Below are 24,901 nucleotides of genomic sequence, written 5' to 3' on the forward strand. Positions count from 1 at the left end.
CCCCCTGAATTGGGCGAGTGTCCGCCCCGCTAGAGCAGCCCCCTGCTTCAACAAAAGGATTTTCCATGACCACCTCGTTCCCGGTAACCAAAACCGGCCTGCGCTTCGGCCTCGCCACCGCCCTCGTGGGCTGCCTTGCGTTGGCGCTGATCGCGGGTCCCGGCCGGGCTGCCGACGATCCGGTGCTGGCGAAGGTCAATGGCGCGGAAATCAAGAAGAGCGACGTTGCCATGGCCGAGGAGGAACTCGGGGCGAGCCTCGCCCAGATGGACCCGGCGACCAAGGACGAGAACGTGCTGTCCTTCCTGATCGACATGAAGATTGTCAGCAAGGCTGCCGAGGACAAGAAGGTCGCCGACGGCGACGAGTTCAAGAAGCGCCTGGCGTTCGCCCGGAACCGCCTGCTGATGGACAGCCTGCTCGCCAACGAGGGCAAGGCCGCCACCACCCCCGACGCCATGAAGAAGGTCTATGAGGAGGCCTCCAAGCAGATCACCGGCGAGCAGGAGGTCCGCGCCCGCCACATCCTGGTCGAGACCGAGGACGAGGCCAAGGCGGTGAAGGCCGAGCTCGACAAGGGCGCCGATTTCGCCGAGCTCGCCAAGAAGAAGTCCAAGGATCCGGGCTCCGCCGATGGCGGCGACCTCGGCTTCTTCACCAAGGAGCAGATGGTGCCGGAGTTCTCGGCCGTGGCCTTCACGCTGGAGCCGGGCAAGATCTCCGATCCCGTGAAGTCGCAGTTCGGCTGGCACATCATCAAGGTCGAGGAAAAGCGCAACCGCAAGGCGCCGGACTTCGAGCAGGTCAAGGCCCAGATCGAGCAGTACGTCACCCGCAAGGCCCAGGCCGACTACGTCGCCAAGCTCCGCGCGGAAGCCAAGGTCGAGCGGACGGACCAGCCGGCAGCGGATGCCAAGCCGGATGCCAAGCCGGCCGACCCTGCCAAGCCGTCCGACAGCAAGATGGCGCCCCCCGCGAAGAAGTAAGAATTCGCTGTCACTTCGCGGACGCCAATAGTATCTAACGTCGCAATGGCCGGGCAAATGCCCGGCCATCTGCATATCCAGACCTCACCAAGGCGCCCCGATGTCCTCCTCCGTCTCCCCGCTCGCCCCCAAAACTGTCCCCGACATGCCCGTGATCGCGGGCGTCCGCCTTGCGACGGCCGAAGCCGGCATCCGCTACAAGAACCGCACCGACGTGCTGCTGGCGGTAATGGACAAGGGCACCGCGGTCGCGGGCGTCTTCACCAGGTCGAAATGCCCGTCCGCCCCGGTCGAATGGTGCCGCGCCAAGCTGAAGGGCGGCAAGGCGCGCGCGCTGGTGGTGAATTCCGGCAACGCCAATGCATTCACCGGCAAGACCGGGCGCAGCTCCACCGCGTTGACCGCGAAGATCGCGGCCAAGGCGGTCGGATGCAGCGAGGGCGAGATCTTCCTGGCCTCGACTGGCGTGATCGGCGAGCCGCTGGACGCGACCAAGTTCGACGGTGTGCTCGGCCGGCTGGCCGAGACTGCCGAGTCCGGCGACTATCTCGCCGCGGCCAAGGCCATCATGACCACCGACACTTTCCCGAAGGTCGCGACCGCGACCGTCAAGCTCGGCAAGGCCAAGGTCACCATCAACGGCATGGCCAAGGGCGCCGGCATGATCGCCCCCGACATGGCGACGATGCTGTCCTTCATCTTCACCGACGCGCCGATCGCACCCGCCGCCCTGCAAGCCCTGCTCAAGAGCGGCGTCGAGGACACCTTTAACGCGGTGACGATCGACGGCGACACCTCGACCTCGGACACGCTGCTGGCCTTCGCCACCGGCGCCGCAGCCGCGCACGGCGCACCGAAGATCAGCCGGGCCAGCGATCCGCGACTGAAGGCCTTCGTGAAAGCCTTCAACCAGGTGCTCGCCAATCTCTCCGAGCAGGTCGCCCGCGACGGCGAAGGCGCGCGCAAGCTGGTCGAGATCACCGTGGAGGGCGCCAAGACCAAGGCCTCGGCGCGCAAGATCGCGATGTCGATTGCGAACTCGCCGCTGGTCAAGACCGCAATCGCCGGCGAGGACGCCAATTGGGGCCGCGTGGTGATGGCGGTCGGCAAAGCCGGCGAGCCGGCCGATCGCGACAAGCTCTCGATCTCCTTCAACGGCATCCGCGTCGCCAAGAGCGGCGCGCGCGATCCGTCCTATGACGAGGCGCAGGTGTCGGAAGCGATGAAGGCCCCGGAAATCGCGATCAAGGTCTCGCTCGGCCTCGGCAAGGGTCGCGACCGCGTGCTGACCTGCGACCTGACGAAGGAGTATGTCGCGATCAACGGGGATTACAGGTCTTAAGCGAACGCCGATGGCCGATCTCAAACTGACATTGGTGGTGGCCTGCGCGCTCGTCGACGCCGACAAGCGCGTCCTGATCGCGCAGCGCCCCCCGGGCAAGACGCTTGCCGGCCTCTGGGAATTCCCCGGCGGCAAGTGTGAGCCCGGCGAGCGGCCGGAGCAGAGCCTGATCCGCGAGCTGCATGAAGAGCTCGGCATCACCGTCGCCGAACCGTGCCTGGCGCCACTGACCTTTGCGAGCTACGGCTACGAGACCTTTCACCTGCTGATGCCGCTCTACATCTGCCGGCGCTGGGAGGGGCTGGTCACGCCGCGCGAAGGCCAGACCCTGGCCTGGGTCCGCGCCAACAAGCTGCGCGACTACCCGATGCCGCCCGCGGACATTCCGCTGATCCCGCATCTGATCGATTTGCTGATGTGAGTACGGACCTCATCCTGAGGAGCGCGGCACGCGCGTCTCGAAGGATGGCCACACGGCAAGAGCGGGGCCTGCATGGTTCTCGCGGCGATGCGAAGCATTGTCCGCTAAGCGCGCCTTACGCGCCCCCTCACCATGAGGATCACTCTTTCCCCGCCTTCTTCACCGCCTCCGCCAGGCTCGCTTTCGCCGACCCCGGCTTGAGCGGCTGCTGCTGGCTTGCATGCGGGGCCCAGCCGGAGAGCCAGATGATGTCGAATGTCGCGCGGATGCGGCCGTCGGCATCCGCAAAGCGTTCGGCGTAGATTTCGGCCATGCGCAGCAGCGTCGCGCGGGGCGTCGGCGTGCGCCGCCGCTCGATCAGCACATTGGCCGCGCCCATGCGGCGGAGATCCTGCATCAGCGCAAATGCATTGGCGTAGCGCACCACGACACGGTCGACATCGGTGACCGGAAGCGCAAAGCCCGCCCGCTGCAACAGCGCGCCGATGTCGCGCAAATCCGCGAACGGGGCCACGCGCGGCGACACGCCGCCCTCGCATTCGGCTTCGGCCGCCGCAAAGGCCTGCCGCAGCTCGGTCAGGCTGTCGCCGCCGATCATCGCGGCGAGCAGCAATCCGTCCGGCTTCAGCGCACGCCGCACCTGCATGAGCACCCCCGGCAGGTCGTTGACGAATTGCAGCGCCAGCGCCGAGACGACGAGGTCGAGACTTTCCGGGGCAAAGGGCAGTTTTTCCGCGCCCGCTTCGTCGAGCGCGATCCGCCGAAGTGATGGCAGCCCTATGAGCCCCTCTCCGGGCGTCCAGAGATCGGCCGCAGCGTGAAATTCCCGCATCACGGCGGCCAGCCGGTCAGTCATGTCCTCTGCAACACGATCGAGCAGGAATGTCACCTCGCCCTGCGCATGTGCGCGCCGCTGCCGCGCATGCAGCAATGCGCGATCGAACAGAGCGGGCGGGGTCTGCGGGGTCTGGGCCATGCCGCTGGTTACGCCGATCACGACCGCCATGGCAATCTCCTCTCTCGTGTCCCGGCTCTGCAGCGCACCGCACCGGACGATGCTTCGCATCGCCGGGAGCGCTGCGCTGCGTCCGGGGCACGAGATCGATTCAGTCGCTTGAGCGGCTCTTCCCATAACGCTAGCCTCCCCTCATGGAAGCCGACGCCGCCCCCACCCGCTCCATCGCCGCGCCATTGCGTGCCGCATGGACGGCCGGCCGCCACGTGCTGTCGCGTGCCGCACGGCTCGCGCTCGACATTGCGCTGCCGACATTGTGCGTGTCCTGCCGGGAGCCGGTCGATGGCGAAGGCGTCTGCGCGGCCTGCTGGGCGCGGCTGTCCTTCATCGAGCGGCCCTATTGCCCGCGCCTCGGCATTCCCTTCGTCTATGATCCCGGCCCCGACATGCTGTCGATGGAGGCGATCGCGAGCCCGCCGGCCTACCAGCGTGCACGCGCGGCGGTGCGCTATGACGACGTCGCGCGCACGCTGGTGCATGCGCTGAAATACCAGGACCGTACCGATCTGGCGCCGGCCATGGGTCGCTGGATGGCGCGCGCGGGCGCCGAACTGCTCACCGGAGCCGACATGCTGGTGCCGGTGCCCCTGCATTGGCGCCGGGCGTGGCGGCGCCGCTACAACCAGTCCGGGGCGCTGGCGCGCATCATCGCGCGGCAGAGCGGTGTCAGGGTGCGCGGTGAAGTGCTGCGCCGGGTGCGCGCGACCGAGCAGCAGATCGGCCTGTCGCGGACCCAGCGCGCCACCAATGTGCAGGGCGCATTCCAGGTATCCCCCGACCGCCAGGCGGAAATCCAGGGCCGCCGCATCGTCCTGATCGACGATGTCCTCACCTCGGGGGCGACGCTGGACGCCTGTGCGCGGGCCCTGCTCCGCGCCAAGGCGGCCCAGGTGGACGTGCTGGTGTTCGCCCGGGTTGTCGAGAGCGGCCCCCGTCCCATATAATTCAATGACTTCATGACATGAGAGCGCCACACGACATGACCGACGCTGTCGAAATCTACACCAGGCCGGGCTGTGGCTATTGTTCCGCCGCCAAATCGCTGCTGACCCGCAAGAAGGCAACCTTCACGGAGTTCGACATCGCCAGGAACCCGTCCTGGCGCGAAGAGATGTACGACCGCGCCGGCGGGGGCTCGACTTTCCCGCAAATCTGGATCGGCGGAACCCATGTCGGCGGTTGCGACGAGCTCTATGCGCTCGACCGCGAGGGCAAGCTCGACGGCCTGCTCGAAAGCGTAAAGGCGGTGTCATGAGCGAGGATCGCACCTTCACCGCCGCGATGATCCAGATGCGCACCGGCCTGATGCCCGAGCCGAGCCTCGCGCAGGCCACCAGGCTGATCCGGCAGGCTGCGGCCGATGGCGCCGACTACGTGCAGACGCCCGAAGTCAGCAACATGATGCAGCTCAACCGCAAGGCGCTGTTCGAGCACCTCCAGAGCGAAGAGGACGACACCTCGCTAAGGGCCTATCGCGCGCTCGCGGCCGAGCTGAAGATCCACATCCATGTCGGATCGCTGGCGCTGCGCTTCTCGCCGGAGAAGGCGGTCAATCGGTCCTTCCTGATTGGCCCCGAGGGCAATGTGCTCGCGAGCTACGACAAGATCCACATGTTCGACATCGAGTTGCCGGACGGCGAGAGCTATCGCGAATCCGCCAATTACCAGCCGGGCGAGACCGCCGTGATCTCCGACCTGCCCTGGGGCCGCGTCGGGCTGACGATCTGCTACGACGTGCGCTTCCCCGCGCTCTACCGCGCGCTGGCCGAGAGCGGCGCGTATTTCATCACCGTGCCCTCGGCCTTCACCCGCAAGACCGGTGAGGCGCACTGGCACATCCTGCTGCGCTCGCGCGCGATCGAGACCGGCTGCTTCATCTTCGCCGCCGCGCAGGCCGGCCTGCACGAGAACAAGCGCGAGACCTATGGTCACTCGCTGATCATCGACCCCTGGGGCGAGATCCTCGCCGAGGGCGACGTCGAGCCCGGCATCATCATGGCCAAGATCGACCCGGCCAAGGTCGAGACCGCCCGCCGCGCGATCCCCTCGCTTCAGCACGGCCGCCGCTTCGGCGTCGCCGATCCCAAGGCCGGGCCGGACCATCTTCACCTCGTGCGGGGATCGGCATGATCCGCTACGCGCTCCACTGCGACCAAAGCCACGCATTCGAAAGCTGGTTCCAGAGCTCGTCGGCTTATGATTCGCAGGTGAAGCGCAAGCTCGTGACTTGCCCGATCTGCGGCTCGGCCAAGGTCGAGAAGGCGATCATGGCCCCGCGGATCATCGGCAAGAAGGGCCGCGGACGGGCGACGCCGCCGCCGGAGCCGGCCTCAACGCCTGCGCCCGAGGCTGCGCCGTCGGGACCGACCTCGCTGATGATGGCGCAGGAGCGCGAGTTGCGCGCCAAGCTCAAGGAGCTGCGCGATCACATCGTCAAGCACGCCGACAATGTCGGCGAGCGCTTTGCGAACGAAGCCCGCGCGATGCATTACGGCGACAAGGAGCACCGCCCGATCTATGGCGAGGCTTCGCCCGACGAGGCCAAGTCGCTGATCGACGAAGGCATCGAGGTGTCGCCGCTGCCGACGCTGCCGGAAGATAGGAACTGACGCGCGAAGCGCGTCAGGCTCCCACCAGCAACGCGACTCCAACAACGATCAGCACGATGCCGAAAATCTCGCGCGGCGCGATCGGCTGCTTGAACGAGTAATACGCTACGCCTTGCGCGAACAGCACCTCGATCAGAGCGAGCGTTCGGACATTGGCTGCCGCCGTCAGCGCGAAAGCCAGGAACCAGAATTGCGAGGCGAACGCGCCCATGAAGCCGGCGAGCAGCGACGGCTTCCACAGCCCCAGGATCGACTGGAGCACCTTTGGCGCCCGCCAGAGCAGATAGATGGTCAGGATCAGCGTCTGCACGAACAGGCCGAGCACCAGCGTGAACGACGCTGCCGTCACGAAGGAGACGTCAGGCACGTTGATGATGGCGCCGCGAAAACCGACCGCTGACAACGCGAATGCCGCGGCCGCGACGAGACCGGTGATGGTCGGCTTCAGCTCGGCAAAGCTCTTCTTGCCGCCGGGCCGGAGTGCGGTGATGACGACGCCGACAGTCGCGATCACGATCGCCAGCACCTTCAGCCAGGTCAGGTGATCGCCGAGGAAGACGAAGCCGAAAATTGCGGTCTGGATCGCCTCGGTCTTGAGGTAGGCCGTCGTCACCACGAAGGAGCGATCGTTCATCGCAAGCAGCATCAGCCCGGTCGCAACGATCTGGCTGAGCGCCCCGAGCAGTAGCCAGGGCCAGAACACGGTCGGCGGCATGCCGAGGTGATCACCGGTTGCGACCAGCACCACGCCCAGAAACAGCAGCGAGAACGGGAAGCCGAACAGGAAGCGGATATTGGTCGCGCCCCAGGTCCCCAGCGGCTTCGTCAACGACCGCTGCATCGCATTGCGCGCGACCTGGCCTAGCGCAGCAATGACGGTGAAGGGAATCCAGAGGCTGGCGATGGTAAGCATGCGGGTGGAGCGGTAGGAGGGGAAGCCGTGGCCAACCTGCCGCTAGCGGCGAAGCAGGTCAATCACGCCCACGTCATGGGTGCGATGCTCGCGCCTCGCGTACCCCTCAGACCATCCCTTCCGCCACGACCATGTAGTTCACGTCCATGTCGGAGGAGAGGGTCCATTTGTCGGCGAAGGGTGAGTAGACGACGCCGGTCTGCTCGGTGATGACGAGACGGTTGTCCAAAAGATACTTCGTCAGCTCGTCGGGGGTGACGAACTTGTTCCATTCGTGGGTGCCGCGCGGCAGCCAGCGCAGGACGTATTCGGCACCGACGATGGCGAGCGCAAAGCTCTTCCAGTTCCGGTTCAGCGTCGAGACCACCATCAGCCCGTTCGGCTTCAGCATCGCCGCGCAGCGCTTGAGGAAGACGCCGACATCGACGACGTGCTCGACCACTTCCATCGCCAGCACGATGTCGAAGCGCTCGCGCGGGTCGATCTCCTCGACCGTGGTGCAGCGGTAATCGATCGACAGATGGCTCTTGTCGGCATGCAGCTTCGCGGCGGCGATGTTGCTGACCGAGGGATCGACGCCGATGACCTGGGCACCGAGGCGCGACAGCGGCTCGCACAGCAGGCCGGCGCCGCAGCCGATGTCGAGCACTCGCAGGCCGCCGAGGCAGTTGAGGCTGCGCACATTACGCTCGAACTTGCGGCAGGCGGCATCGCGGATGTAGCCGAGCCGCAGCGGGTTGATCCGGTGCAGCGGCGCCATCTTGCCGTTGGGATCCCACCACTCGGCCGAAAGTTTCGAGAATTTCGCGATCTCGGCGGCGTCGACGGTCGAGCCCGGGCTTGCGGTTGCGGAAGTATTTTGCTGCATGCTCATGGTTAGGCGCGGTCCTACCGCGTGGTGATCGAACTACGGAAGGCGAGCGGCGAGTCGACGGTCGTGATCTTCTCGATCCCCTCGCCAACGCCGCGAATCGTCACGTCGCCGTAGTTGAGAATACGTCCAAGAATCGACTGATCGACATCAACGCTCTCGACCTTGTCCAGCGCCATTTCAAAGGTCCGGCGCTTAATGAACCCCGTCTTGTGCACAACCCGCAAGTTGGTGACGTCGGTCTCGGTCGTGAAGCGATGGAACCAGCCCTTGATGGTCCAGTAAAGGGCGGCCAGAGCTACGACGCCGGCGGCTATGAGGCACAGCACCCTGAGGCCATCGGCCGTGGCCTGCGGCATCAGACCGAGAAAGGCGAGAGCCGCGATCCAGGCCACGATGGCCGGAAAATAGAAGATCCAGTGCGCATTGGTCGAATACAGCACCCGCTCGCCCGGTTGCAGGATCTCGTCGATATAACGCGCCATGATCTCGGTTAACCCATACCCCCAAGCCCGACCTTAGGTCGGACCTTACCCTGCCCCCGCAGGAACCCGCTTGCCCCCGGCCCCGCCGCTATGTATACGCGCGGTCGGTGTCCGCCGGCACCCGTCCGGTGCGGGTCACCATACTGATCCTTATGAGGGAATGCACGCGTCGTCATGAGCCGCCTCGTGATGAAATTCGGCGGCACGTCCGTCGCCAATATCGAACGTATCCGCAACGTCGCACGTCATGTGAAGCGTGAGGTCGACGCCGGCCATGAAGTGGCCGTGGTCGTCTCGGCGATGTCCGGCAAAACCAACGAGCTGGTGGCCTGGTGCACCGAGGCCTCGCCGATGCACGACGCGCGCGAATACGACGCCGTCGTCGCCTCCGGCGAACAAGTGACGTCGGGCCTGCTCGCCATCGTGCTTCAGGGCATGGGCATCCAGGCCCGCTCCTGGCAGGGCTGGCAGATCCCGATCAAGACCAGCGACGCCCATGCCTCGGCCCGGATCGAGGACATCGACGGCAGCGAGATCATCAAGCGCTTCCGGGAGCGCAAGGAGGTCGCGGTCATCGCCGGCTTCCAGGGTATCAATCCCGAGACCAATCGCATCACCACGCTCGGCCGCGGCGGCTCCGATACCTCGGCAGTGGCGATCGCCGCCGCCGTCAAGGCCGACCGCTGCGACATCTACACCGATGTCGACGGCGTCTATACCACCGACCCGCGAATCGTGCCGAAGGCCCGCCGCCTCGACAAGATCGCGTTCGAAGACATGCTGGAACTGGCCTCCCAGGGCGCAAAAGTGCTCCAGGTCCGCTCGGTGGAACTCGGCATGGTCCACAACATGCCGATCTTCGTCCGCTCGAGCTTCGACAAGCCCGAGGATATCGACCCGCATGCCAACCAGCCGCCCGGCACGCTGATCTGCAGCGAGGAGGAGATCATGGAAAGCCACGTCGTCACCGGCATCGCCTTTTCGAAGGACGAGGCCCAGATCTCGGTACGCCAGATCGAGGACAAGCCCGGCGTGGCAGCGTCGATCTTCGGCCCGCTGGCGGATGCCAACATCAACGTCGACATGATCGTGCAGAACGTCTCCGAGGACGGCAAGACCACCGATCTCACCTTCACGGTGCCGGCGGCCGACTACACCCGTGCCAAGGACACGATCACGGCCGCCAAGGGCAAGATCGGCTATGCCCGGCTCGATACCGCCACCGACGTCGCTAAGATATCGGTAATCGGCAGCGGCATGCGCAGCCACGCCGGCGTCGCCGCCCAGGCGTTTTCGGCCCTCGCCGGACGGAATATCAACATCCGGGCCATTACAACCTCCGAGATCAAATTCTCGGTTTTGATCGACACCGCCTATACCGAGCTCGCGGTACGCACCCTGCACACGCTCTACGGTCTCGATCAGGCTTAGACGAATTTTCTCTTAGCGGTCGCAGCAAACGCGAAGGTGTACACACCTTCGCGTTTGGCAGGCGTTTTGCTTGGCAAAACAAGCCTCAATTCGCTATACGGCGAACAGGGTGGGCTGCCGCAGACTGTGTCCCAGTTCAGGCGGCGCTGATTCGGTGCAAGCGCTAAATCTTGAGTAGATTTGTGTTTGTGCCTGCGCCGGACGAACAATTTGGTTGTTTTTCTGGAATTTTGGGCCAGCCGCCGGCCGATACCGCCGGGCCAGGCAGACGGAGGAGATTGACGGTTCATGCGGAGCGCGTCGGGAGGTCCCCGCGTCTTGTTGAGACGGCTCCGCGAAACCATGGCGGAGCAGGTCTCGGCCCAGGAGCGGCTGGACAAGATCGTGGTGCTGATCGCCGCCAATATGGTGGCCGAGGTGTGCTCGGTCTATGTGCTGCGCATCGACAACACGCTCGAGCTCTACGCCACCGAAGGCCTCAACCGCGAGGCTGTGCACCACACCGTGCTGAGCGCCCATGAGGGCCTGGTCGGCCTCGTCGCCAGCGAGGCGACCCCGCTCAACCTCAGCGACGCGCAAAGCCACCCAGCCTTCTCGTTCCGCCCGGAGACCGGCGAAGAAATCTACCACTCCTTCCTCGGCGTGCCGATCCTGCGCGCCGGCAACACGCTCGGCGTGCTGGTGGTGCAGAACCGCGCCAAGCGCAATTATGTCGAGGAGGAGCTCGAGGCGCTCCAGACCACCGCGATGGTGCTGGCGGAGCTGATCGCCTCCGGCGAATTGTCTGCGCTGGCCCAGCCGGGCCAGGAGCCGGCCGCGCGGCATTCGGCGCAGAAGGTCGGCGCCATCCTCTCGGAAGGCATCGCGCTCGGCCATGTCGTGCTGCACGAGCCGCGCGTCGTCATCAAGGACTACATCGCCGAGGATCTGCCGAAGGAGATCAAGCGGCTCGACACCGCGCTCGCCAAGCTGCGCGCCGATCTCGACCGCATGCTGGAGCGTGGCGACGTTGCCGAGGGCGGCGAGCACCGCGAGGTGCTGGAAGCCTATCGCATGTTCGCCAACGACCAGGGCTGGTCGCACAAGCTGCATGAGGCGGTCGCGACCGGCCTCACGGCGGAAGCCGCCGTCGAGCGCGTGCAGTCCGACACCCGCGCGCGCATGCTGCGCTCGACCGATCCCTATTTGCGTGACCGGCTGCACGATCTCGAGGATCTCGGCTACCGCCTGATGCGGCAGCTGGTCGGCCAGGACCACGCGCCCTCGCGCGAACAACTGCCCGACAATGCCATCGTCATCGCGCGCGCGATGGGCCCTGCGGCGCTGCTCGATTACGACCGCAAGCGCCTGCGCGGCATCGTGCTGGAGGAAGGCACCGCCAACTCCCACGTCTCGATCGTGGCCCGCGCGCTCGGCATCCCCGCGGTCGGCGAAGTCCCGAACGCGCCCGGCATCGCCGATCCCGGCGACGCCATCATCGTCGACGGCACCTCGGGCTCGATCTATGTGCGCCCGTCGCAGGAGGTCGAAGCCGCCTTCGCCGAACGCGTGCGCTTCCGCGCCCGCCGCCAGGCGCAATACCTTGCGCTGCGCGACCGTCCCTGCGTCACCAAGGACGGCCAGAAGGTCGAGCTGATGATCAACGCAGGTCTTGCGATCGACCTGCCGCATATCGAGGACACCGGCAGCGCCGGCATCGGCCTGTTCCGCACCGAGCTGCAATTCATGGTGGGGCAGAGCCTGCCGCGCACCAGCGACCAGCTCGCGCTCTATCGCACGGTGCTGGATGCTGCCGGCACCAAGCCCGTCACCTTCCGCACCCTCGACATCGGCGGCGACAAGGCACTGCCCTATATGGAAGCGGTGATCGAGGAGAATCCCGCACTCGGGTGGCGCGCGATCCGGCTTGGCCTCGATCGCCCCGGCCTGCTGCGCGGCCAGATCCGCGCGCTGCTGCGCGCCGGCGGCGGCCGCGCGCTGCGCATCATGTTCCCGATGATCTCGGAGGTCGCGGAGTTCGACTCGGCGAAAGCGCTGGTCGAGCGCGAGCTGACCTACCTGCGCCAGCACGGCCACACGCTGCCGGAGCGCATCGACATCGGCACCATGGTCGAGGTGCCGGCGCTGCTCTATCAGCTCGACGAGCTCTTGAAGAAGGTCGACTTCATCTCGGTCGGCTCCAACGATCTGTTCCAGTTCCTGTTCGCGGTCGACCGCGGCAATGCCAAGGTCTCCGAGCGCTTCGACACCATGTCGGCGCCGATCCTGCGCGTGCTGCGCGAGATCGCGCGGAAGTCGAACGATGCGAAGAAGTCGTTATCGCTGTGCGGCGAGATGGCCTCCAAGCCGATCGGCGCGCTGGCGCTGATCGCGATGGGCTATCGTTCGCTGTCGCTCTCGGCGACCGCGCTCGGCCCGGTCAAGGCGATGGTGATCGACCTCGATGCCAAGAAGGCCGAAGCGATGCTCGGCCCGTTGCTGGACGCGCCCTCCGGCAGCGTCTCGATCCGGCAGAAGCTGACGGAATTTGCCGAGGCCGAGGGCCTGGCGTTGTAGCGGGCCTGTCGCCCCCTTCCCGCCGCCTCGCCTTTTTCCGCCCTTTGAGACCGAACCGATGTCGTCACTCCCCGAAGCCAAACTGGACGTCCTGCTCGCGCATCACGCCTCGCTCGAGGCCGAATCGCTCGGCCAGCTCGCCTCCGAACGCTACGTGCAGATCACCCGCGAGCTCGCCGAGCTCACCCCGCTGATCGAGGCGGTGAAGGCTTATCGCTCCGCCGTGAAGGAGCTCGCCGACACCGAGGCGCTGATCGCCGATCCAGCGACGGATGCCGAGATGCGCGGCATGGCGGAAGCCGAGCGCGACGAGCTGGCGCCTAAAATCGAAGAGCTGGTCCAGAAGATTCGCGTCGCGCTGCTGCCCAAGGACGCCATGGACGACCGCAACGTGGTGCTGGAAATCCGCGCCGGCACCGGCGGCGACGAGGCCTCGCTGTTCGCCGGCGATCTGTTCCGGATGTACGAGCGCTTCGCCAGCTTGCAGGGCTGGAAGGTTGAGGTGATCTCGGCCAGCGAAGGCACGGTCGGCGGCTACAAGGAAATCATCGCGGAGGTCCAGGGCCGCGGCGCGTTCTCGAAACTGAAATTCGAATCCGGCGTGCATCGGGTGCAGCGCGTGCCCGACACCGAGACGCAGGGACGCATCCACACCTCCGCGGCGACGGTCGCCGTGCTGCCGGAGGTCGAGGAGGTCGACGTCGATATCAAGAACGACGATCTGCGCATCGAGACCATGCGTGCACAAGGCGCCGGCGGCCAGCACGTCAACAAGACCGAATCGGCGATCCGCATCACGCACATCCCGACCGGTATCGTGGTGATGATGCAGGACAGCCGCTCGCAGCACAAGAACCGCGCCTCCGCCATGAACATCCTGCGCTCGCGCATCTACGATGCCGAGCGCCAGCGCGTTGATGCCGCCCGCTCGGCCGAGCGCAAGGAGAAGGTCGGCTCCGGCGACCGCAGCGAGCGCATCCGCACCTATAATTTCCCGCAGGGACGCGTCACCGATCATCGCATCAACCTGACGCTCTACAAGCTGCCGCAGGTGATCGCCGGCGAAGCGCTCGGCGAATTGACCGACGCGCTGACCACCGAGCATCAGGCCGCACAGCTCGCCGCGCAAGGCGCAGCCGCCTGAACCGCGCCTCAGCGCGCTTTGGCCCGGAACGATCGCAGTATCCTGGCCAGGGCGGGCGCGGCGGCACCCAGCTCGTCCAGGTGAATGCGCGAGAGCGATCGCAGCTTCTGCTCGCCCTTGGCCGTCAGCCTGACCAGGACGCGTCTTGCGTCCTGCGGATCGGCTTCCCGTCCGATCAGCTTCAGCTTCGCCATGCGATCCACCAGCTCTACCGCGGTATGGTGCCGGATCAGGAGGAAGCGCGCGATGTCGCCGACGCTTGCGCCGTCGGGGGTGGCCAGCCCCTTGATCGCCAGCAGCGCCTGATGCTGCTGCGGCGTCAACCCGGCGCTCTGGGCCGCGGCTTCGCTGAATGCCAGGAAGGTCCGAAGCTGATAGCGGAACTGTGCAAGCGCCGCATAGTCGGCCTCGCGCATCGCGCCGCCCTTTGAGGGCGCCGCGGACGCGGGGCGCGTCGTCTTCCGCTTCGATTGAGTCATTCCTGCCTGCGACGTCGAGCCCGCCGATGAAGCGGGCGGTCGCTGCCGAGACTAGCAAGGAAGGACCGGCGGAACCAACCGAGCGGCGCCGCGGATGCACAAATATCGGGGCCTATTCGAAACTGGAGAGCAGGATCTTCACCAGGATGACCTGAAACGCGATCGGGATGCGAACGCTCTTCCGCCTGATCGAGCGCTGGAGCGCGCTGGCGATCTCGGCGCTGGTCAGGCTGCCTGCCGACGCATTGGCAATCGACTCCGCCCACATCTGCGACAGCGAGCCGCCGGGCGGGATCACCGGCTTGATGGTCACGCCGCAGCCCTGCGCCCAATCCACGATCTCCCGCATCGTGTGAGGTCCGCAGTTGCGCGCGGTCGCAAGGCACTCGGCCGTCAGCGCGAGTAGCAGCTCGCGCGACGGCAACCAATTCCCCTTCGGCGGCTATTCGCCGGTGAGCTCCACCGCAAGCTCCTTCAGAACATTCTGCGCGCGCACGCTCAGCTTCTGCATCGGGCCGGGCGCGCGCTTGGCCTGGACCTTGGCCTGGACGGAGCCGACGACGGGTCCGCGCCGGCCGGCTGACCGGCTGCGCGGCTCGGACACGCGGGAGGCATCGCCCGACTGCGGCGCCGCGCGCTGGTCGCTGCCCTCCCCCGCGGGCCACGCGGCCTCCGGCCGCTCCGCCTCCTGCGGCCAGGATCGTCGCTTCCGGGCACCCGCCACTATCGTCTGCCGCGCCATTTCTCTCGCCGAACCCGCCAGCCTCGTACTCACAAAGACTAATATATATCGTGATCCGATATGTTTTCACGTGATAATTTTCGTCGTTCGACCAAAGACGAAATTGACAGAAGGGCTTCACAAGCAATGCTTAGGGCCAAGAGCTACAAGCGGATGTGACGTGCCCGGCGCAGCAGGCCAGCGAGGTCGGCTGGCCGGACAGGTCGTGCTTGCGCCTGCAAACAAGAACGATGTTCGGAGGAAACGACCATGACTGACGATCTCATCCGCCGCCGCCTCTCGCGCCGTGGCCTGCTCCAGACCACCGCCGGGCTCATCGGCGGCTCGATGCTGCCCGCGATGCCGGCCTTTGCCGAGGACAAGCCGGCGATCGGCTCGTATCCCGCCGGCGTTTCGAGTTCCACCGCCTTCATCGGAATCTCGGTCCCGCGCACCGGCACCTACTCCGTGCAGGGCGAGGACGAGCTCAAGGGCTACCAGCTCGCGATCGAGCACATCAACAGCGGCCATGACCTGATCAAGAAGATCTCGCCGAAGACCAGCAAGGGCGTGCTCGGCAAGGAGCTGAGGTTCGGCGTCGCGGATTCCGCGGCCAAACCGAACGAGGCGGTGCAGGCGCAGCAGCGCTTCATCAGCGAGAACAAAGCGATCATGATCACCGGCGGCACGTCAAGCGCCGTCGCGGTCGCGCTCAACAAGCTCGCGCAGCGCGAACACGTGCTGTTCGTGTGCGGCATTTCCGGCTCGAACGACACCACCGGCAAGGACTGCGTTCGCTACGGCTTCCGCCAGAACTTCTTCGGCCAGACCGCCGCCGCGGCGATCGGCCCGGTGATGGTGAGAGAGTTCGGCAAGAACAAGACGGCCGCCTACCTGACGCCTGATTACACCTACGGCCACACCGTCACCAAGTCGATGCAGGACTTCCTCGCGACCGCGGGCTGGACGACGGTGACCAACCAGGTCGCACCGCTCGGCGCGCCCGACTACTCCTCATATCTGCTGAACGTCGCGAATTCCGGCGCCGACGTGCTCATCAACGTCAACTGGGGCCACGACGCGGTACTGTCGACCCAGCAGGCCAAGCAGTTCGGCGTGCTCGACAAGATGAAGCTGGTCGTTCCCTACCAGGTGCCCTTCATCGCGCGCGAGACCGGCGGCCTGATGCAGGGCGTCTACGCCGCCACCGACTATTGGTGGACGATTGAGGACAAGTTCCCGCTCGCCAAGATGTTCAACGAGGCCTTCGAGAAGAAGTACGGCTACAAGCCCGAATGGGGCGCCGAGAACGCCTATGTCAGCTTCGCGCACTGGGCCCACATGTGCGAGCAGGCCGGCAGCTTCAATCCGCCCGACGTGATCAAGGCCTATGAGAAGGGCGAGACGATCCCCTCCCTGGTCGGCGACGTACATTACCGCCCCGAGGATCACCAATGCGTCCGCCCGGTGATCATCGTGAAGGGCAAGCAGCAGAAGGACATGAAGAACAAGGAAGACTGGTACGACGTCGTCGAGATCGTCCCAGGTGAAGGCCTGATGCAGAAGCCGGACGCGTTCGGCTGCCATCCCGGCGATTACAGCTGAGCCCGCGCTAACCCCTGTGACGCCGCGGGCTCACTCTGGTCCTGCGGCGTCACCTTTTTCTGACGCGCACTATCGCGCGTCACAACGGCGATTGTCGCATGATCAGTTGGCCCAACCTCGTTTCTCAGCTCTTCAACGGGCTCGCGCTCGGCGCCCTGCTCGCGCTGATCAGCTCCGGCCTGACCATCATCTACGGCACGCTCGGCGTGCTCAACCTCGCGCATGGCGCGATGTTCATGATCGGCGGCTATGCCGGCTTCGTCGCCTACCAGTACACGGAGTCCTTCATCATCGCCGTCATCGCGGGCTCGCTGTTCGTGATGCTGCTCGGCGTCGCGATGGAACGCGTCATCATCCGCCATTTCTATCATCGCCCGCACGAGGATCAGCTGCTGGTGACCTTCGGGCTAGGCATCTGTTTCGTCGAGCTCGTGCGCCTGATCTTCTCGAGCCAGTCGCAGCTGGTGCCGCCGCCGGCGCTGTTCCAGGGCATCACCAATCTCGGCTTCATGTTCTATCCGACCTACCGCCTCGCCGTCGTCGGCATCGTCGCGGTCGCCCTCGGCGCACTGTTCATCGTCCTCTACCGGACCCGGCTCGGCATGATCGTGCGCGCCGGGATCGAGGATTCGGTGATGGTCGATTCGCTCGGCATCAACGTCTACCGCGTCTTCATGGTCGTATTCGGCATCGGCGCAATGGCCGCCGGATTTGCCGGCATCGTCAACGCGCCGGTGGTGTCGCTGACACCGGGCATCGGCGACGACATCCTGGTCCAGACCTTCGTGGTGGTGGTGATCGGCGGCGTCGGCTCGTTCCCGGGCGCGATCCTCGGCGGCCTGATCGCCGGCGAGATCATCAGCGTCACCTCCATGTTCAACCCCGGCTACGCCTATGTGATGCTGTTTGCGGCGATGACGCTCGTGCTCGTGGTGCGACCGCATGGCCTGCTCGGCGTCCAGGGCCGCGAGTAAGCGATTTCCTGATGCTCAAGCAACGCCCGTTCCTGATCGAGACCCTGACCGCGATCGGTTTGATCGCAGCCCCGTTCGTGCTGCCTCATCTCGGCTTCGCCCCGAACACCGTGAACCGGATCCTGGTCTGGGGCCTGTTCGGTCTCGGCTTCGACATCCTGTTCGGCTTCACCGGCCTGCTGTCATTCGGCCAGTCCGCCTTCTACGGCACCGGCGGCTTTGTCGCGGCCTACCTCCTGACCCGCGCGGGCTTCGGCAACGTGCTGGGCGCGCTGATCATCGGCATGATCGCAGCTGCGGCGACCGGCTATCTGATCGGCCTGATCGCGCTGCGCCGCACCGGCATCTATTTCGCCATGATCACGGTGGCGATCGCGGAGGTGTTTTTCTTCGTCGAGTTCAATCCGCTCTCGGATTTCACCGGCGGCGAGAACGGCCTGCCAGGCGTGCCGACACCGAGCTTCAATCTCGGTTTCACAACCATCCACTTCACCAATGGCTGGTCGCTCTATCAGTTCATCGCGCTGTGCTACTTCATCGGCGTCATCATCGCGCTCAGGATCGTCCGCTCGCCTGTCGGCGCGATTCTGAGCGCGATCCGCGACAATCCGCTGCGCGCCACCGCCGTCGGCCACAACATCCACGGCTACAAGCTGACCGCGTTCGTGATCGCGGCGGCCTATGCGGGCTTCGCCGGCGGCCTGCTCGGCGTATTGCAGGCCTTCATGCCGCCCGACGCCTTCACCTTCGACACCTCGGGTCAGCTCGTGATGCAGACTGCCATTGGCGGCCGCGGCACGCTGTTCGGACCGCTGGTCGGCGCAACAGTTTGGCTCTTCCTTCAGGATTTCCTCCAGTCCGCGCTGGGTCTCGGAGCGGCCTGGAAGCTCGTGCTGGGCGTCGTGTTCGTGGTGCTGGTCTGCTTCCTGCGCGGCGGCATTGTGGGCGGCCTCGTCGATCTCTACGGCCTCGTGTCTGGCAAGCGAGCGCGGAAGGCTGCGGAGACGGAGGAGGAGGCCGAGATCGAGACGCCGCAGCAAGCTCCTCCTGCGCCGATGCAGGCCAGGGAGGTCGCGCATCCCGCCTATTCCGGGCCGATCCTGAAAGCCACCGGCCTGACCAAGCGCTATGGCGGTCTCGTCGCCAACAGCGACATCGATTTCAGCGTCAATCAGGGCGAGCTGCGCGGCATCATCGGCCCCAACGGCGCCGGCAAATCGACCTTCTTCAAGATGCTGACCTGCGAGATCGCGCCGACCTCCGGCCGGATCGTGTTCGAGGGCCGCGACATCACGGGATTGAAGGTTACCGAGGTTTGCCAGCTCGGGCTTACCAAGAGCTACCAGATCAACCAGCTCTTCACGGGCCTCACGGTGCGGCAGAACCTGACGATCGCCGCACTCGCCGAGCTGCGCGGAAAATTCCGGCTCGACCTGTTCCGCAAGCTCTCGGGCGTGAAGGGCCTGACGGAGCAGGTGGCGCACACGCTTGCCCTGGTCAATTTGACCCGCCGCGCCGATACGCCGGTATCCGAGCTCGCCTATGGCGAGAAGCGCCGGCTGGAGATCGGGCTTGCACTCGCCACCTCGCCGCGCCTGCTGCTGCTCGACGAGCCGCTCGCGGGCATGAGCCCGCGCGAGCGGGTCGAGACCGTCAAGCTGCTCAAATCGATCGCGCGCGGCCGCACCATGATCATCATCGACCACGACATGGACTCGCTGTTCGAGCTGGTCGAGCGCGTGACGGTGCTCCAGGAGGGCAAGGTGCTGCTGGACGGCACACCGGAGGAAATCAGAACCAACGCCGCAGTGCAGGAAGCCTATCTCGGCGGCGTTCACGGAGAGATCGCCGCATGAGCCTGATCGAGGTCAACGGCCTGAACAGCTATTACGGGGACTCCCACATCCTGTTCGACGTCGCCATGCGCGTCGAGCGGCACGAGGTGGTGGCGCTGCTCGGGCGGAACGGCGCCGGCAAGAGCACGACGCTCAAGAGCCTGATGGGCGTCGTGACGCCCCGCAGCGGCAGCGTGAAGTTCGACGGCATCGATATCGCTGGACGCAAGAGCCACAGGATCGCGCAGGCAGGCATGCAGCTCGTGCACGAGGAGCGCCGGATCTTCGGCAGCTTGTCGGTGGAGGAGAACATCGTTCTCGCCGGGATCACCGCACCGAAGCGCTGGCCGCTCGAGCGCATCTACGAGATGTTTCCGCGGCTGAAGGAGCGGCGCAACAACCGCGGCACCGAGCTCTCCGGCGGCGAACAGCAGATGCTCGCGATCGCCCGGGCGCTGGTGCGCGATCCCAAGATCGTGCTGCTGGACGAGCCATTCGAGGGGCTCGCGCCCGTCATCGTCCACGATCTCGTCAAGGCCTGCCGCGAGCTCGCGGCCGCCGGCCAGACCATCGTGCTGGTCGAGCAGAATCTGGCAGCGACGCTGGCGCTGGCGACACGGATCTACATCATCAACAACGGCCACATCGTGCACGAGGGACCGGCGCAGGAGCTAAAGGCCCAGCCGGAGCTGCTGCAGCGATACCTTGGCGTCTAGGTCGAGTCCTCCTAAACTCCGGGATATCTGCTTTCGAGGGGGCAGCATGCGGCCTCGCCCCCGGAATGTCGCCTTGGGCCCAAAGCGGACACAGGGTCGCCTTTAGCCGAGGTGAGGTCTTGCCAAGCCGAACCAAACCTGAGGGAGGAGACGCTATGAGCGCGATCTGGCCGGAGATTCCCTTCGAGGCATGGCGCGAAACCTGTTCCGCGCTTCATCTGTACTGCCAGATTGTCGGCAAGTATCGGCTCGCGAGAACGCCATGGGTCAACCATTCCTGGCACGCGACCTTCTACGTGAATGCACGCGGGCTCACGACTTCGCTGATTCCAGACGCATCAGGTATCGAGATCGTCTTCGATCTCTCCCGTCACGTCCTGATCGGAGAAGCAGCCGATGGGTGCAGAGCGGAAATGCCGCTCGGGCGAATGTCCGTCGCCGAATTTCACGCCCGGTTCTGTGATTTGGTAGGACATCTCGGCGGAACACCAGAATTTGATGGTCGGCCCAGTGAGGTTCCAGATCCGATCCCGTTCACGGAGGACCGCCAGATCAGGCCCTATGACGCAGACGCCGTGACGCGGTTCTTCCGCGCCCTCGTCGCGATCAACGGAGTGTTTTATCGGTTTCGGACGGGGTTCACCGGGAAGGTCAGTCCGGTCCATCTCTTCTGGGGCAGCTTCGATCTCGCGGTGACGCGCTTCTCTGGGCGTTCCGCTCCGCTTCACCCGGGTGGCGTCCCGGGTTTGCCGGACGTCGTGACACGCGAGGCCTATAGCGATGAGGTCTCGTCCGCCGGCTTTTGGCCGGGCGGAGGTGGCACAGACTTTGCGGCTTTCTACTCCTATGCCTACCCCACCCCGAATGGCTTTGCTGACGGACAGGTCATGCCGGCGGGCGCATACTTCGATCGGAAGCTCGGCGAATATCTCCTGCCCTACGACCTTGTGCGAAAATCCAGCGAGCCAGAGGCCACGCTCATGGCGTTTCTGCAAACCACCTATCAGGCAGCAGCTGATGTCGGACGCTGGGATCGCGCCGCGCTCGAATGTCCGATTGGCTCTCCCCTTCGACCCCGCCCGCTGAACAGGAACTGATGAAGGTTCGATGAAAGATCGCTGGCTCGCAGTTTCGGTGGAGCGAAGCTGCGCCAGTCGATTTCGAGTTTGTCTCGATGATGGGTTTCGCAACAGCTCTACCCGTCCTACGGTCTTGCTGCAGCGCTATCTCGATCAACTGCCAAGCGCCGCAATCATCCGCTTGGCGTGATCGGCGAGCACGGCCATGTCTTCCTTGCGCGTCTGCGCCGGCAGCAGCTCGATTCCGGCCCTGACCGGCATGACGTGCATGTGCAGGTGGAAGATCACCTGCCCGCTCGCCGGTTCGCTGAACTGCTGCAGGATGATACCCTCGGCGTCGAACGCCTTCATCGCCGCAATCGCGATGCGCTTGCCGGTTCGGGCGACCGCGGCGAGATCGTCATCCGCGATGTCGAGGATGCCGCGCGCCGGCGCCCGGGGAATGACCAGCGTATGTCCGGGCGAGCGCGGCATGATGTCGAGGAAGGCGAGGCTGCGGTCGTCCCTGAAAACCTCGAAGCAGGGAATCTCGCCGCGCAGGATCTTTGCGAAGACGTTCTGATCGTCGTAAGCCGTCATGAACCCCTCGCTCGCTGCGAGGTGCGATCAGACGCGCTCCTTTCCGTTGACGCAAGCAATGCCGCCGATCTATCCACGACACCAGGCAGGATGGCTCCATTGGCGACAGGTTTCGATTCCGGACACAGCATCGAGAGTGCGCGGCGCGCGCTTGCGGCGCGGCTGCAATCGGCCGGCATCGAAGAGCCCGGCCTCGACGCGCGCCTGCTCGTCGGAGCCGCGCTGAGGCTTGATTTGACCGGCATCGTCACGCAGGCGGCGCGCCAGCTCACGCCCGAAGAGGCCGCGCGGCTCGAAGCCTATGCGCAGCGCCGGCTCGCGCATGAGCCGGTCGCCCGCATTCTCGGCGCGCGCGAATTCTGGGGCCTGCCGTTCCAACTGTCCGAAGCGACGCTGGTACCGCGGCCGGACACCGAGACCGTCGTCGAACTGGCACTGGAGATCTTTCGGGAGGCCACGATATCGGGGCCGCGCCCGCGAATCGCGGATATCGGCACCGGATCCGGCGCGATCCTGCTCGCGCTGCTGCACGAAATTCCCGATGCCTTCGGTGTCGGAACCGATCTCAGCCTCTCCGCGCTCGCCACTGCGCGGAGCAATGCCGCAGCACTGGGCCTCGCCGGCCGTTCCGGCTTCGTCGCTTGCTCCTATGCGGCGGCGCTGCGCGGCCCGTTCGATCTCATCGTGTCGAATCCGCCCTATATTCCCTCAGGGGAAATTCCGAAACTGAGCCTCGACGTGCGCGAGCACGATCCGCATCTGGCGCTCGACGGCGGCAATGACGGCTATGACGCCTACCGCGCCCTGATCCCGCAGGCGGCCGAGCGGCTCGCCCCCGGCGGGGCGTTGATCGTCGAGGCGGGGCAAGGGCAGGCCCGCGATATTGAAACCTTGATGACGGCTGCCGCGTTGTCTGTGGACAGGCCGCCCAAGGCCGATTTGGCGGGCATCCCGCGGGCGGTTTCGGCCCGAAAAATGCCCCCATAAAAGCCGGATTGGGTTGCAAAAAACCTCTTGGAATATCCCTTGGGAACGACTACGTTCCGGTCAACACATCGGTGCCGGCCCCGTAGACCTACGGGCAAAAGCCGGGCTCTCGGGCGAGAGCTTTACTGATTTAAAGGTTCCAAGCCGCAGGTCCTGTTGAGCGCGATGGCCATTGGAGCTGCGCTGCTCTCCGACCGCAAAGTGAACGAAAGCCTGATATTGCGCTTGAAGACTTACGCAACAAAGCTGGGCTTGTTTCGGCAGGCGATATGAATGGGTTCGCTGGCAATGGATGCTGGCGGGTGGGGAACGCGTCTTTGTTGAACGCGACGGTCGACGGACATCGGCAGGGTTCAAGCCGCTCTTGCGCGCGGTGCGCATGAGAGATGTGAACCGCTGTCATCAGGTCACTCCGAGCAATCAGTAATGCGTGCAACCTTTAGGGCTGGAATTAAAGGCAGGACATGAGAAACGGTCAGAACAAGCAGCGGATGCGCAACCGCAATAACAATAATAATAACAACAACAACAACCGGCGCGGCCAGAACCCGATGACCCGGGTTTACGAATCGAACGGACCCGACATCAAGATCCGCGGCACGGCTTCGCACATCGCCGAAAAATATCTTCAGCTCGCGCGCGATGCGCGCTCTTCCGGCGACCCGGTCGCCGCCGAGAACTACTACCAGCACGCCGAGCATTATTTCCGCCTGATCGCGGCAGCCCAGGAACAGTTCCGCCAGAACCAGCAGCCGCGCGGCGACGAGCCCGTCAGCAACAGCGGCGACGACAGCGAGGACGACGGCGAGAATTTCTCGAATTTCGGCCAGGAGCCGGGCTTCGTCCCGCAGCCGCCGCAGCAGCAACAGCCCTTCATGCGCGACCGCGACGGCCAGCGCGATCACCAGCGTGATCATCAGCCGCGTGACGGCCAGCAGCCCTATCAGCGCGACAACCAGCAGCCCCGCGAACATCGCGAACGCGACCATCGTGCGCAGCCGCAATATCAGCCGCAGCCGCTGCCGCTGAACCAGCCGCAGCCCGTCGTTGCCGACACCGGCAGCGTCGATCGCCTGCCCTCCTTCATCACCGGCGCACAGCCGCAAGTGAATAGTGCCGCGAATGGCGGTCAGGGTGGCCTGGAAGGCGGCGGTGGCGGCGAACGCTTTCCGCGGCGGCGCCGCCGGCCGCATGGCCCGCGCCCCGAGCGCGAGGCGGCTCCGGCCGGCTCCAGCGACGAAGTCGCCTCCGGCGAGTAAGCTTCTTCCGATATTCTGATCTGCAATCGTCCCGGCCTCGCGCCGGGACGATTTGTTTTCAAGTGCGCGTCACCGTCGAGGACGGCACCAGCACCGGCTTCAACGAGGGAATCAGCCGCGCGCGCTCGCGCTTGGCGGGGATCGCGCGATAGACCTGCTTGGTCGCCTCGACAATGTGCACGCCGGCAAAGGGCAACGACAGCGCCGCGCCCGCACGCTCCCACACCTGCGCCGATTTCAGCACCCAGCCGCCGGCATAGGGCGGCATGAACAACGCCTCGCCCCAGGCGGTCGGCGTGAACCAGGTCTGGCGCAACAGGTCGGTGATCTGCGAGCGCGAATAGGGCCGGCCGTGACCGAACGGCGTGCTGTCGGTGCGGGTCCAGACCCCGCGCCGGTTCGGGATCACCGCGATCACGCGGCCGGAGGGCGACAGCACCCGCCACACCTCGCGCAAGAGCGCAGCCGGGTCGTCCGACATCTCCAGCGCGTGAATCAGTAGGATCCGGTCGACCGCGGCGTCAGGAAGCGGCAGCGAGAATTCATCGACCAGCGAGGCCAGCGCCGGCCGGCCCGTCGGCCATTTCAAGACGCCCTGCGCCGACGGCATGAAGGCGATGCAGCGCTCCGCGTCCTCGCGGAACAGGCCGAGATAGGGGGTGGGATAGCCGAAGCCGAGCACACGCTGGCCCGCGGCGGTCGGCCAGCGCTCCCTGATGCCGCGATTGATCATTTGCCGCGCCACAATCCCGAGGCGACGGGAGTAGAACTCGCGGAGGTCGACGACATCAATGGTCATGACGGCAATGTAACATGCACGAGGCGGCTCCCGCGCCCGGAATATTGCATTGCCTGCGCAACGTTAACGCCATATTTGTCTGCGGGGCTGAGCGC

The 24,901-nt window shown here is 65.5% G+C and carries 26 protein-coding genes; 17 read left to right on the forward strand and 9 right to left on the reverse strand.

The genetic code is table 11. The features are described 5' to 3' along the window. Positions 1-65 precede the first annotated feature (65 nt). The 3 genes from ABIB99_RS35655 (at position 66) to ABIB99_RS35665 (ending at position 2,749) form a co-directional block, all read left to right on the forward strand. Positions 66-986: a peptidylprolyl isomerase gene (locus tag ABIB99_RS35655; RefSeq protein ID WP_063980581.1), complete on the forward strand. Its 921-nt coding sequence runs from the start codon at positions 66-68 to the stop codon at positions 984-986. Between the two features lie 100 nt (positions 987-1,086). After that, on the forward strand, positions 1,087-2,328 hold the full coding sequence (gene argJ, locus ABIB99_RS35660; protein WP_354180181.1) for a bifunctional glutamate N-acetyltransferase/amino-acid acetyltransferase ArgJ: 1,242 nt from the start codon (positions 1,087-1,089) through the stop codon (positions 2,326-2,328). A 10-nt stretch (positions 2,329-2,338) separates the two neighbouring features. Continuing rightward, complete coding sequence (locus ABIB99_RS35665; protein ID WP_354180183.1) at positions 2,339-2,749, forward strand: (deoxy)nucleoside triphosphate pyrophosphohydrolase; 411 nt, start codon at positions 2,339-2,341, stop codon at positions 2,747-2,749. 139 nt (positions 2,750-2,888) lie between these two features. Here the strand turns inward: ABIB99_RS35665 and ABIB99_RS35670 are convergent, their stop codons facing one another. Beyond that, on the reverse strand, positions 2,889-3,755 hold the full coding sequence (locus tag ABIB99_RS35670; RefSeq protein ID WP_247316473.1) for a methyltransferase domain-containing protein: 867 nt from the start codon (positions 3,753-3,755) through the stop codon (positions 2,889-2,891). 143 nt (positions 3,756-3,898) lie between these two features. On the opposite strand from ABIB99_RS35670, the gene ABIB99_RS35675 reads away from it, so the two are divergent. Genes ABIB99_RS35675 through ABIB99_RS35690 form a run of 4 tightly spaced genes read left to right on the forward strand, consistent with a single transcriptional unit; the run spans position 3,899 to position 6,373 of the window. Continuing rightward, a complete protein-coding gene (locus ABIB99_RS35675) occupies positions 3,899-4,708 on the forward strand; it encodes a ComF family protein (protein ID WP_028149485.1) in 810 nt (269 codons plus the stop codon). A 35-nt stretch (positions 4,709-4,743) separates the two neighbouring features. Then, complete coding sequence (gene grxC, locus ABIB99_RS35680; RefSeq protein ID WP_063980577.1) at positions 4,744-5,019, forward strand: glutaredoxin 3; 276 nt, start codon at positions 4,744-4,746, stop codon at positions 5,017-5,019. After that, on the forward strand, positions 5,016-5,894 hold the full coding sequence (locus tag ABIB99_RS35685) for a carbon-nitrogen hydrolase family protein (RefSeq protein ID WP_014490423.1): 879 nt from the start codon (positions 5,016-5,018) through the stop codon (positions 5,892-5,894). The genes grxC and ABIB99_RS35685 overlap by 4 nt, the downstream gene beginning before the upstream one ends. After that, positions 5,891-6,373 carry a DUF1178 family protein gene (locus ABIB99_RS35690; protein ID WP_071908489.1) on the forward strand — a complete coding sequence of 161 codons (483 nt, stop codon included), beginning with the start codon at positions 5,891-5,893 and terminating at the stop codon, positions 6,371-6,373. Before ABIB99_RS35685 ends, ABIB99_RS35690 begins: the two co-directional genes overlap by 4 nt. 13 nt (positions 6,374-6,386) lie before the next feature. On the opposite strand, the gene ABIB99_RS35695 is transcribed toward ABIB99_RS35690, so the two are convergent. From ABIB99_RS35695 to ABIB99_RS35705, 3 genes are all read right to left on the reverse strand, one after another. Further along, positions 6,387-7,286 carry an EamA family transporter gene (locus ABIB99_RS35695; protein WP_354180187.1) on the reverse strand — a complete coding sequence of 300 codons (900 nt, stop codon included), beginning with the start codon at positions 7,284-7,286 and terminating at the stop codon, positions 6,387-6,389. A gap of 106 nt (positions 7,287-7,392) precedes the next feature. Then, entirely contained in the window at positions 7,393-8,160 is a 768-nt protein-coding gene (ubiG, locus tag ABIB99_RS35700; RefSeq protein ID WP_354180189.1) for a bifunctional 2-polyprenyl-6-hydroxyphenol methylase/3-demethylubiquinol 3-O-methyltransferase UbiG, read from the reverse strand. A gap of 14 nt (positions 8,161-8,174) precedes the next feature. Then, complete coding sequence (locus ABIB99_RS35705) at positions 8,175-8,642, reverse strand: PH domain-containing protein (protein WP_354180191.1); 468 nt, start codon at positions 8,640-8,642, stop codon at positions 8,175-8,177. A gap of 174 nt (positions 8,643-8,816) precedes the next feature. On the opposite strand from ABIB99_RS35705, the gene ABIB99_RS35710 reads away from it, so the two are divergent. The 3 genes from ABIB99_RS35710 (at position 8,817) to prfA (ending at position 13,773) form a co-directional block, all read left to right on the forward strand. After that, positions 8,817-10,073 carry an aspartate kinase gene (locus ABIB99_RS35710; RefSeq protein ID WP_063980571.1) on the forward strand — a complete coding sequence of 419 codons (1,257 nt, stop codon included), beginning with the start codon at positions 8,817-8,819 and terminating at the stop codon, positions 10,071-10,073. Positions 10,074-10,361: 288 nt separating this feature from the next. Further along, entirely contained in the window at positions 10,362-12,629 is a 2,268-nt protein-coding gene (gene ptsP / locus ABIB99_RS35715) for a phosphoenolpyruvate--protein phosphotransferase (protein WP_063980570.1), read from the forward strand. Between the two features lie 58 nt (positions 12,630-12,687). Beyond that, positions 12,688-13,773: a peptide chain release factor 1 gene (gene prfA / locus ABIB99_RS35720; protein ID WP_354180194.1), complete on the forward strand. Its 1,086-nt coding sequence runs from the start codon at positions 12,688-12,690 to the stop codon at positions 13,771-13,773. Between the two features lie 8 nt (positions 13,774-13,781). On the opposite strand, the gene ABIB99_RS35725 is transcribed toward prfA, so the two are convergent. The 3 genes from ABIB99_RS35725 to ABIB99_RS35735 form a co-directional block, all read right to left on the reverse strand. Beyond that, complete coding sequence (locus tag ABIB99_RS35725; protein ID WP_166060487.1) at positions 13,782-14,252, reverse strand: MarR family winged helix-turn-helix transcriptional regulator; 471 nt, start codon at positions 14,250-14,252, stop codon at positions 13,782-13,784. 112 nt (positions 14,253-14,364) lie between these two features. Continuing rightward, complete coding sequence (locus tag ABIB99_RS35730; RefSeq protein ID WP_354180197.1) at positions 14,365-14,676, reverse strand: hypothetical protein; 312 nt, start codon at positions 14,674-14,676, stop codon at positions 14,365-14,367. A gap of 18 nt (positions 14,677-14,694) precedes the next feature. Then, the gene (locus ABIB99_RS35735; RefSeq protein WP_354180199.1) at positions 14,695-15,027 is read right to left on the reverse strand and encodes a hypothetical protein; all 333 of its coding nucleotides are present in this window, start codon (positions 15,025-15,027) and stop codon (positions 14,695-14,697) included. A 216-nt stretch (positions 15,028-15,243) separates the two neighbouring features. Here ABIB99_RS35735 and ABIB99_RS35740 point away from each other — a divergent pair, with 216 nt between their 5' ends. From ABIB99_RS35740 to ABIB99_RS35760, 5 genes are all read left to right on the forward strand, one after another. After that, complete coding sequence (locus ABIB99_RS35740; RefSeq protein WP_354180201.1) at positions 15,244-16,578, forward strand: substrate-binding protein; 1,335 nt, start codon at positions 15,244-15,246, stop codon at positions 16,576-16,578. 98 nt (positions 16,579-16,676) lie between these two features. Continuing rightward, positions 16,677-17,552: a branched-chain amino acid ABC transporter permease gene (locus ABIB99_RS35745; protein WP_014490434.1), complete on the forward strand. Its 876-nt coding sequence runs from the start codon at positions 16,677-16,679 to the stop codon at positions 17,550-17,552. Positions 17,553-17,563: 11 nt separating this feature from the next. Next, positions 17,564-19,408, forward strand: a complete 1,845-nt coding sequence (locus tag ABIB99_RS35750) for a branched-chain amino acid ABC transporter ATP-binding protein/permease (RefSeq protein ID WP_354180203.1) — start codon at positions 17,564-17,566, stop codon at positions 19,406-19,408. Beyond that, positions 19,405-20,103, forward strand: coding sequence for an ABC transporter ATP-binding protein (locus ABIB99_RS35755; RefSeq protein ID WP_028149500.1), 699 nt, complete (start codon positions 19,405-19,407; stop codon positions 20,101-20,103). The genes ABIB99_RS35750 and ABIB99_RS35755 overlap by 4 nt, the downstream gene beginning before the upstream one ends. 155 nt (positions 20,104-20,258) lie before the next feature. Beyond that, a complete protein-coding gene (locus ABIB99_RS35760; protein WP_071908501.1) occupies positions 20,259-21,200 on the forward strand; it encodes a DUF5996 family protein in 942 nt (313 codons plus the stop codon). A gap of 135 nt (positions 21,201-21,335) precedes the next feature. On the opposite strand, the gene ABIB99_RS35765 is transcribed toward ABIB99_RS35760, so the two are convergent. Beyond that, complete coding sequence (locus tag ABIB99_RS35765) at positions 21,336-21,761, reverse strand: HIT family protein (protein WP_354180206.1); 426 nt, start codon at positions 21,759-21,761, stop codon at positions 21,336-21,338. 90 nt (positions 21,762-21,851) lie between these two features. Between ABIB99_RS35765 and prmC the strand changes: the two genes are divergently transcribed. Beyond that, a complete protein-coding gene (gene prmC / locus ABIB99_RS35770; RefSeq protein ID WP_354180208.1) occupies positions 21,852-22,748 on the forward strand; it encodes a peptide chain release factor N(5)-glutamine methyltransferase in 897 nt (298 codons plus the stop codon). A 464-nt stretch (positions 22,749-23,212) separates the two neighbouring features. Further along, a complete protein-coding gene (locus tag ABIB99_RS35775; RefSeq protein WP_071908504.1) occupies positions 23,213-24,007 on the forward strand; it encodes a DUF4167 domain-containing protein in 795 nt (264 codons plus the stop codon). A gap of 58 nt (positions 24,008-24,065) precedes the next feature. Here the strand turns inward: ABIB99_RS35775 and ABIB99_RS35780 are convergent, their stop codons facing one another. Next, the gene (locus tag ABIB99_RS35780; protein ID WP_354180211.1) at positions 24,066-24,806 is read right to left on the reverse strand and encodes a class I SAM-dependent methyltransferase; all 741 of its coding nucleotides are present in this window, start codon (positions 24,804-24,806) and stop codon (positions 24,066-24,068) included. Positions 24,807-24,901: the final 95 nt, after the last annotated feature.

Source organism: Bradyrhizobium sp. LA6.1 (assembly GCF_040547805.1).
Lineage (GTDB): Bacteria > Pseudomonadota > Alphaproteobacteria > Rhizobiales > Xanthobacteraceae > Bradyrhizobium > Bradyrhizobium barranii.

Coding starts and splice junctions, on each gene's coding strand:
- prmC (WP_354180208.1), top strand. CDS start 21,852: ATGGCTCCATTGGCGACAGGTTTCGATTCCGGACACAGCATCGAGAGT.
- ptsP (WP_063980570.1), top strand. CDS start 10,362: ATGCGGAGCGCGTCGGGAGGTCCCCGCGTCTTGTTGAGACGGCTCCGC.
- ABIB99_RS35675 (WP_028149485.1), top strand. CDS start 3,899: ATGGAAGCCGACGCCGCCCCCACCCGCTCCATCGCCGCGCCATTGCGT.
- ABIB99_RS35760 (WP_071908501.1), top strand. CDS start 20,259: ATGAGCGCGATCTGGCCGGAGATTCCCTTCGAGGCATGGCGCGAAACC.
- ABIB99_RS35710 (WP_063980571.1), top strand. CDS start 8,817: ATGAGCCGCCTCGTGATGAAATTCGGCGGCACGTCCGTCGCCAATATC.
- ABIB99_RS35765 (WP_354180206.1), bottom strand. CDS start 21,761: ATGACGGCTTACGACGATCAGAACGTCTTCGCAAAGATCCTGCGCGGC.
- ABIB99_RS35695 (WP_354180187.1), bottom strand. CDS start 7,286: ATGCTTACCATCGCCAGCCTCTGGATTCCCTTCACCGTCATTGCTGCG.
- ABIB99_RS35750 (WP_354180203.1), top strand. CDS start 17,564: ATGCTCAAGCAACGCCCGTTCCTGATCGAGACCCTGACCGCGATCGGT.
- grxC (WP_063980577.1), top strand. CDS start 4,744: ATGACCGACGCTGTCGAAATCTACACCAGGCCGGGCTGTGGCTATTGT.
- ABIB99_RS35690 (WP_071908489.1), top strand. CDS start 5,891: ATGATCCGCTACGCGCTCCACTGCGACCAAAGCCACGCATTCGAAAGC.
- ABIB99_RS35780 (WP_354180211.1), bottom strand. CDS start 24,806: ATGACCATTGATGTCGTCGACCTCCGCGAGTTCTACTCCCGTCGCCTC.
- ABIB99_RS35740 (WP_354180201.1), top strand. CDS start 15,244: ATGACTGACGATCTCATCCGCCGCCGCCTCTCGCGCCGTGGCCTGCTC.
- ABIB99_RS35705 (WP_354180191.1), bottom strand. CDS start 8,642: ATGGCGCGTTATATCGACGAGATCCTGCAACCGGGCGAGCGGGTGCTG.
- ABIB99_RS35685 (WP_014490423.1), top strand. CDS start 5,016: ATGAGCGAGGATCGCACCTTCACCGCCGCGATGATCCAGATGCGCACC.
- ABIB99_RS35670 (WP_247316473.1), bottom strand. CDS start 3,755: ATGGCGGTCGTGATCGGCGTAACCAGCGGCATGGCCCAGACCCCGCAG.
- ABIB99_RS35755 (WP_028149500.1), top strand. CDS start 19,405: ATGAGCCTGATCGAGGTCAACGGCCTGAACAGCTATTACGGGGACTCC.
- argJ (WP_354180181.1), top strand. CDS start 1,087: ATGTCCTCCTCCGTCTCCCCGCTCGCCCCCAAAACTGTCCCCGACATG.
- ABIB99_RS35745 (WP_014490434.1), top strand. CDS start 16,677: ATGATCAGTTGGCCCAACCTCGTTTCTCAGCTCTTCAACGGGCTCGCG.
- ABIB99_RS35775 (WP_071908504.1), top strand. CDS start 23,213: ATGAGAAACGGTCAGAACAAGCAGCGGATGCGCAACCGCAATAACAAT.
- ABIB99_RS35665 (WP_354180183.1), top strand. CDS start 2,339: ATGGCCGATCTCAAACTGACATTGGTGGTGGCCTGCGCGCTCGTCGAC.
- ubiG (WP_354180189.1), bottom strand. CDS start 8,160: ATGAGCATGCAGCAAAATACTTCCGCAACCGCAAGCCCGGGCTCGACC.
- ABIB99_RS35725 (WP_166060487.1), bottom strand. CDS start 14,252: ATGACTCAATCGAAGCGGAAGACGACGCGCCCCGCGTCCGCGGCGCCC.
- prfA (WP_354180194.1), top strand. CDS start 12,688: ATGTCGTCACTCCCCGAAGCCAAACTGGACGTCCTGCTCGCGCATCAC.
- ABIB99_RS35655 (WP_063980581.1), top strand. CDS start 66: ATGACCACCTCGTTCCCGGTAACCAAAACCGGCCTGCGCTTCGGCCTC.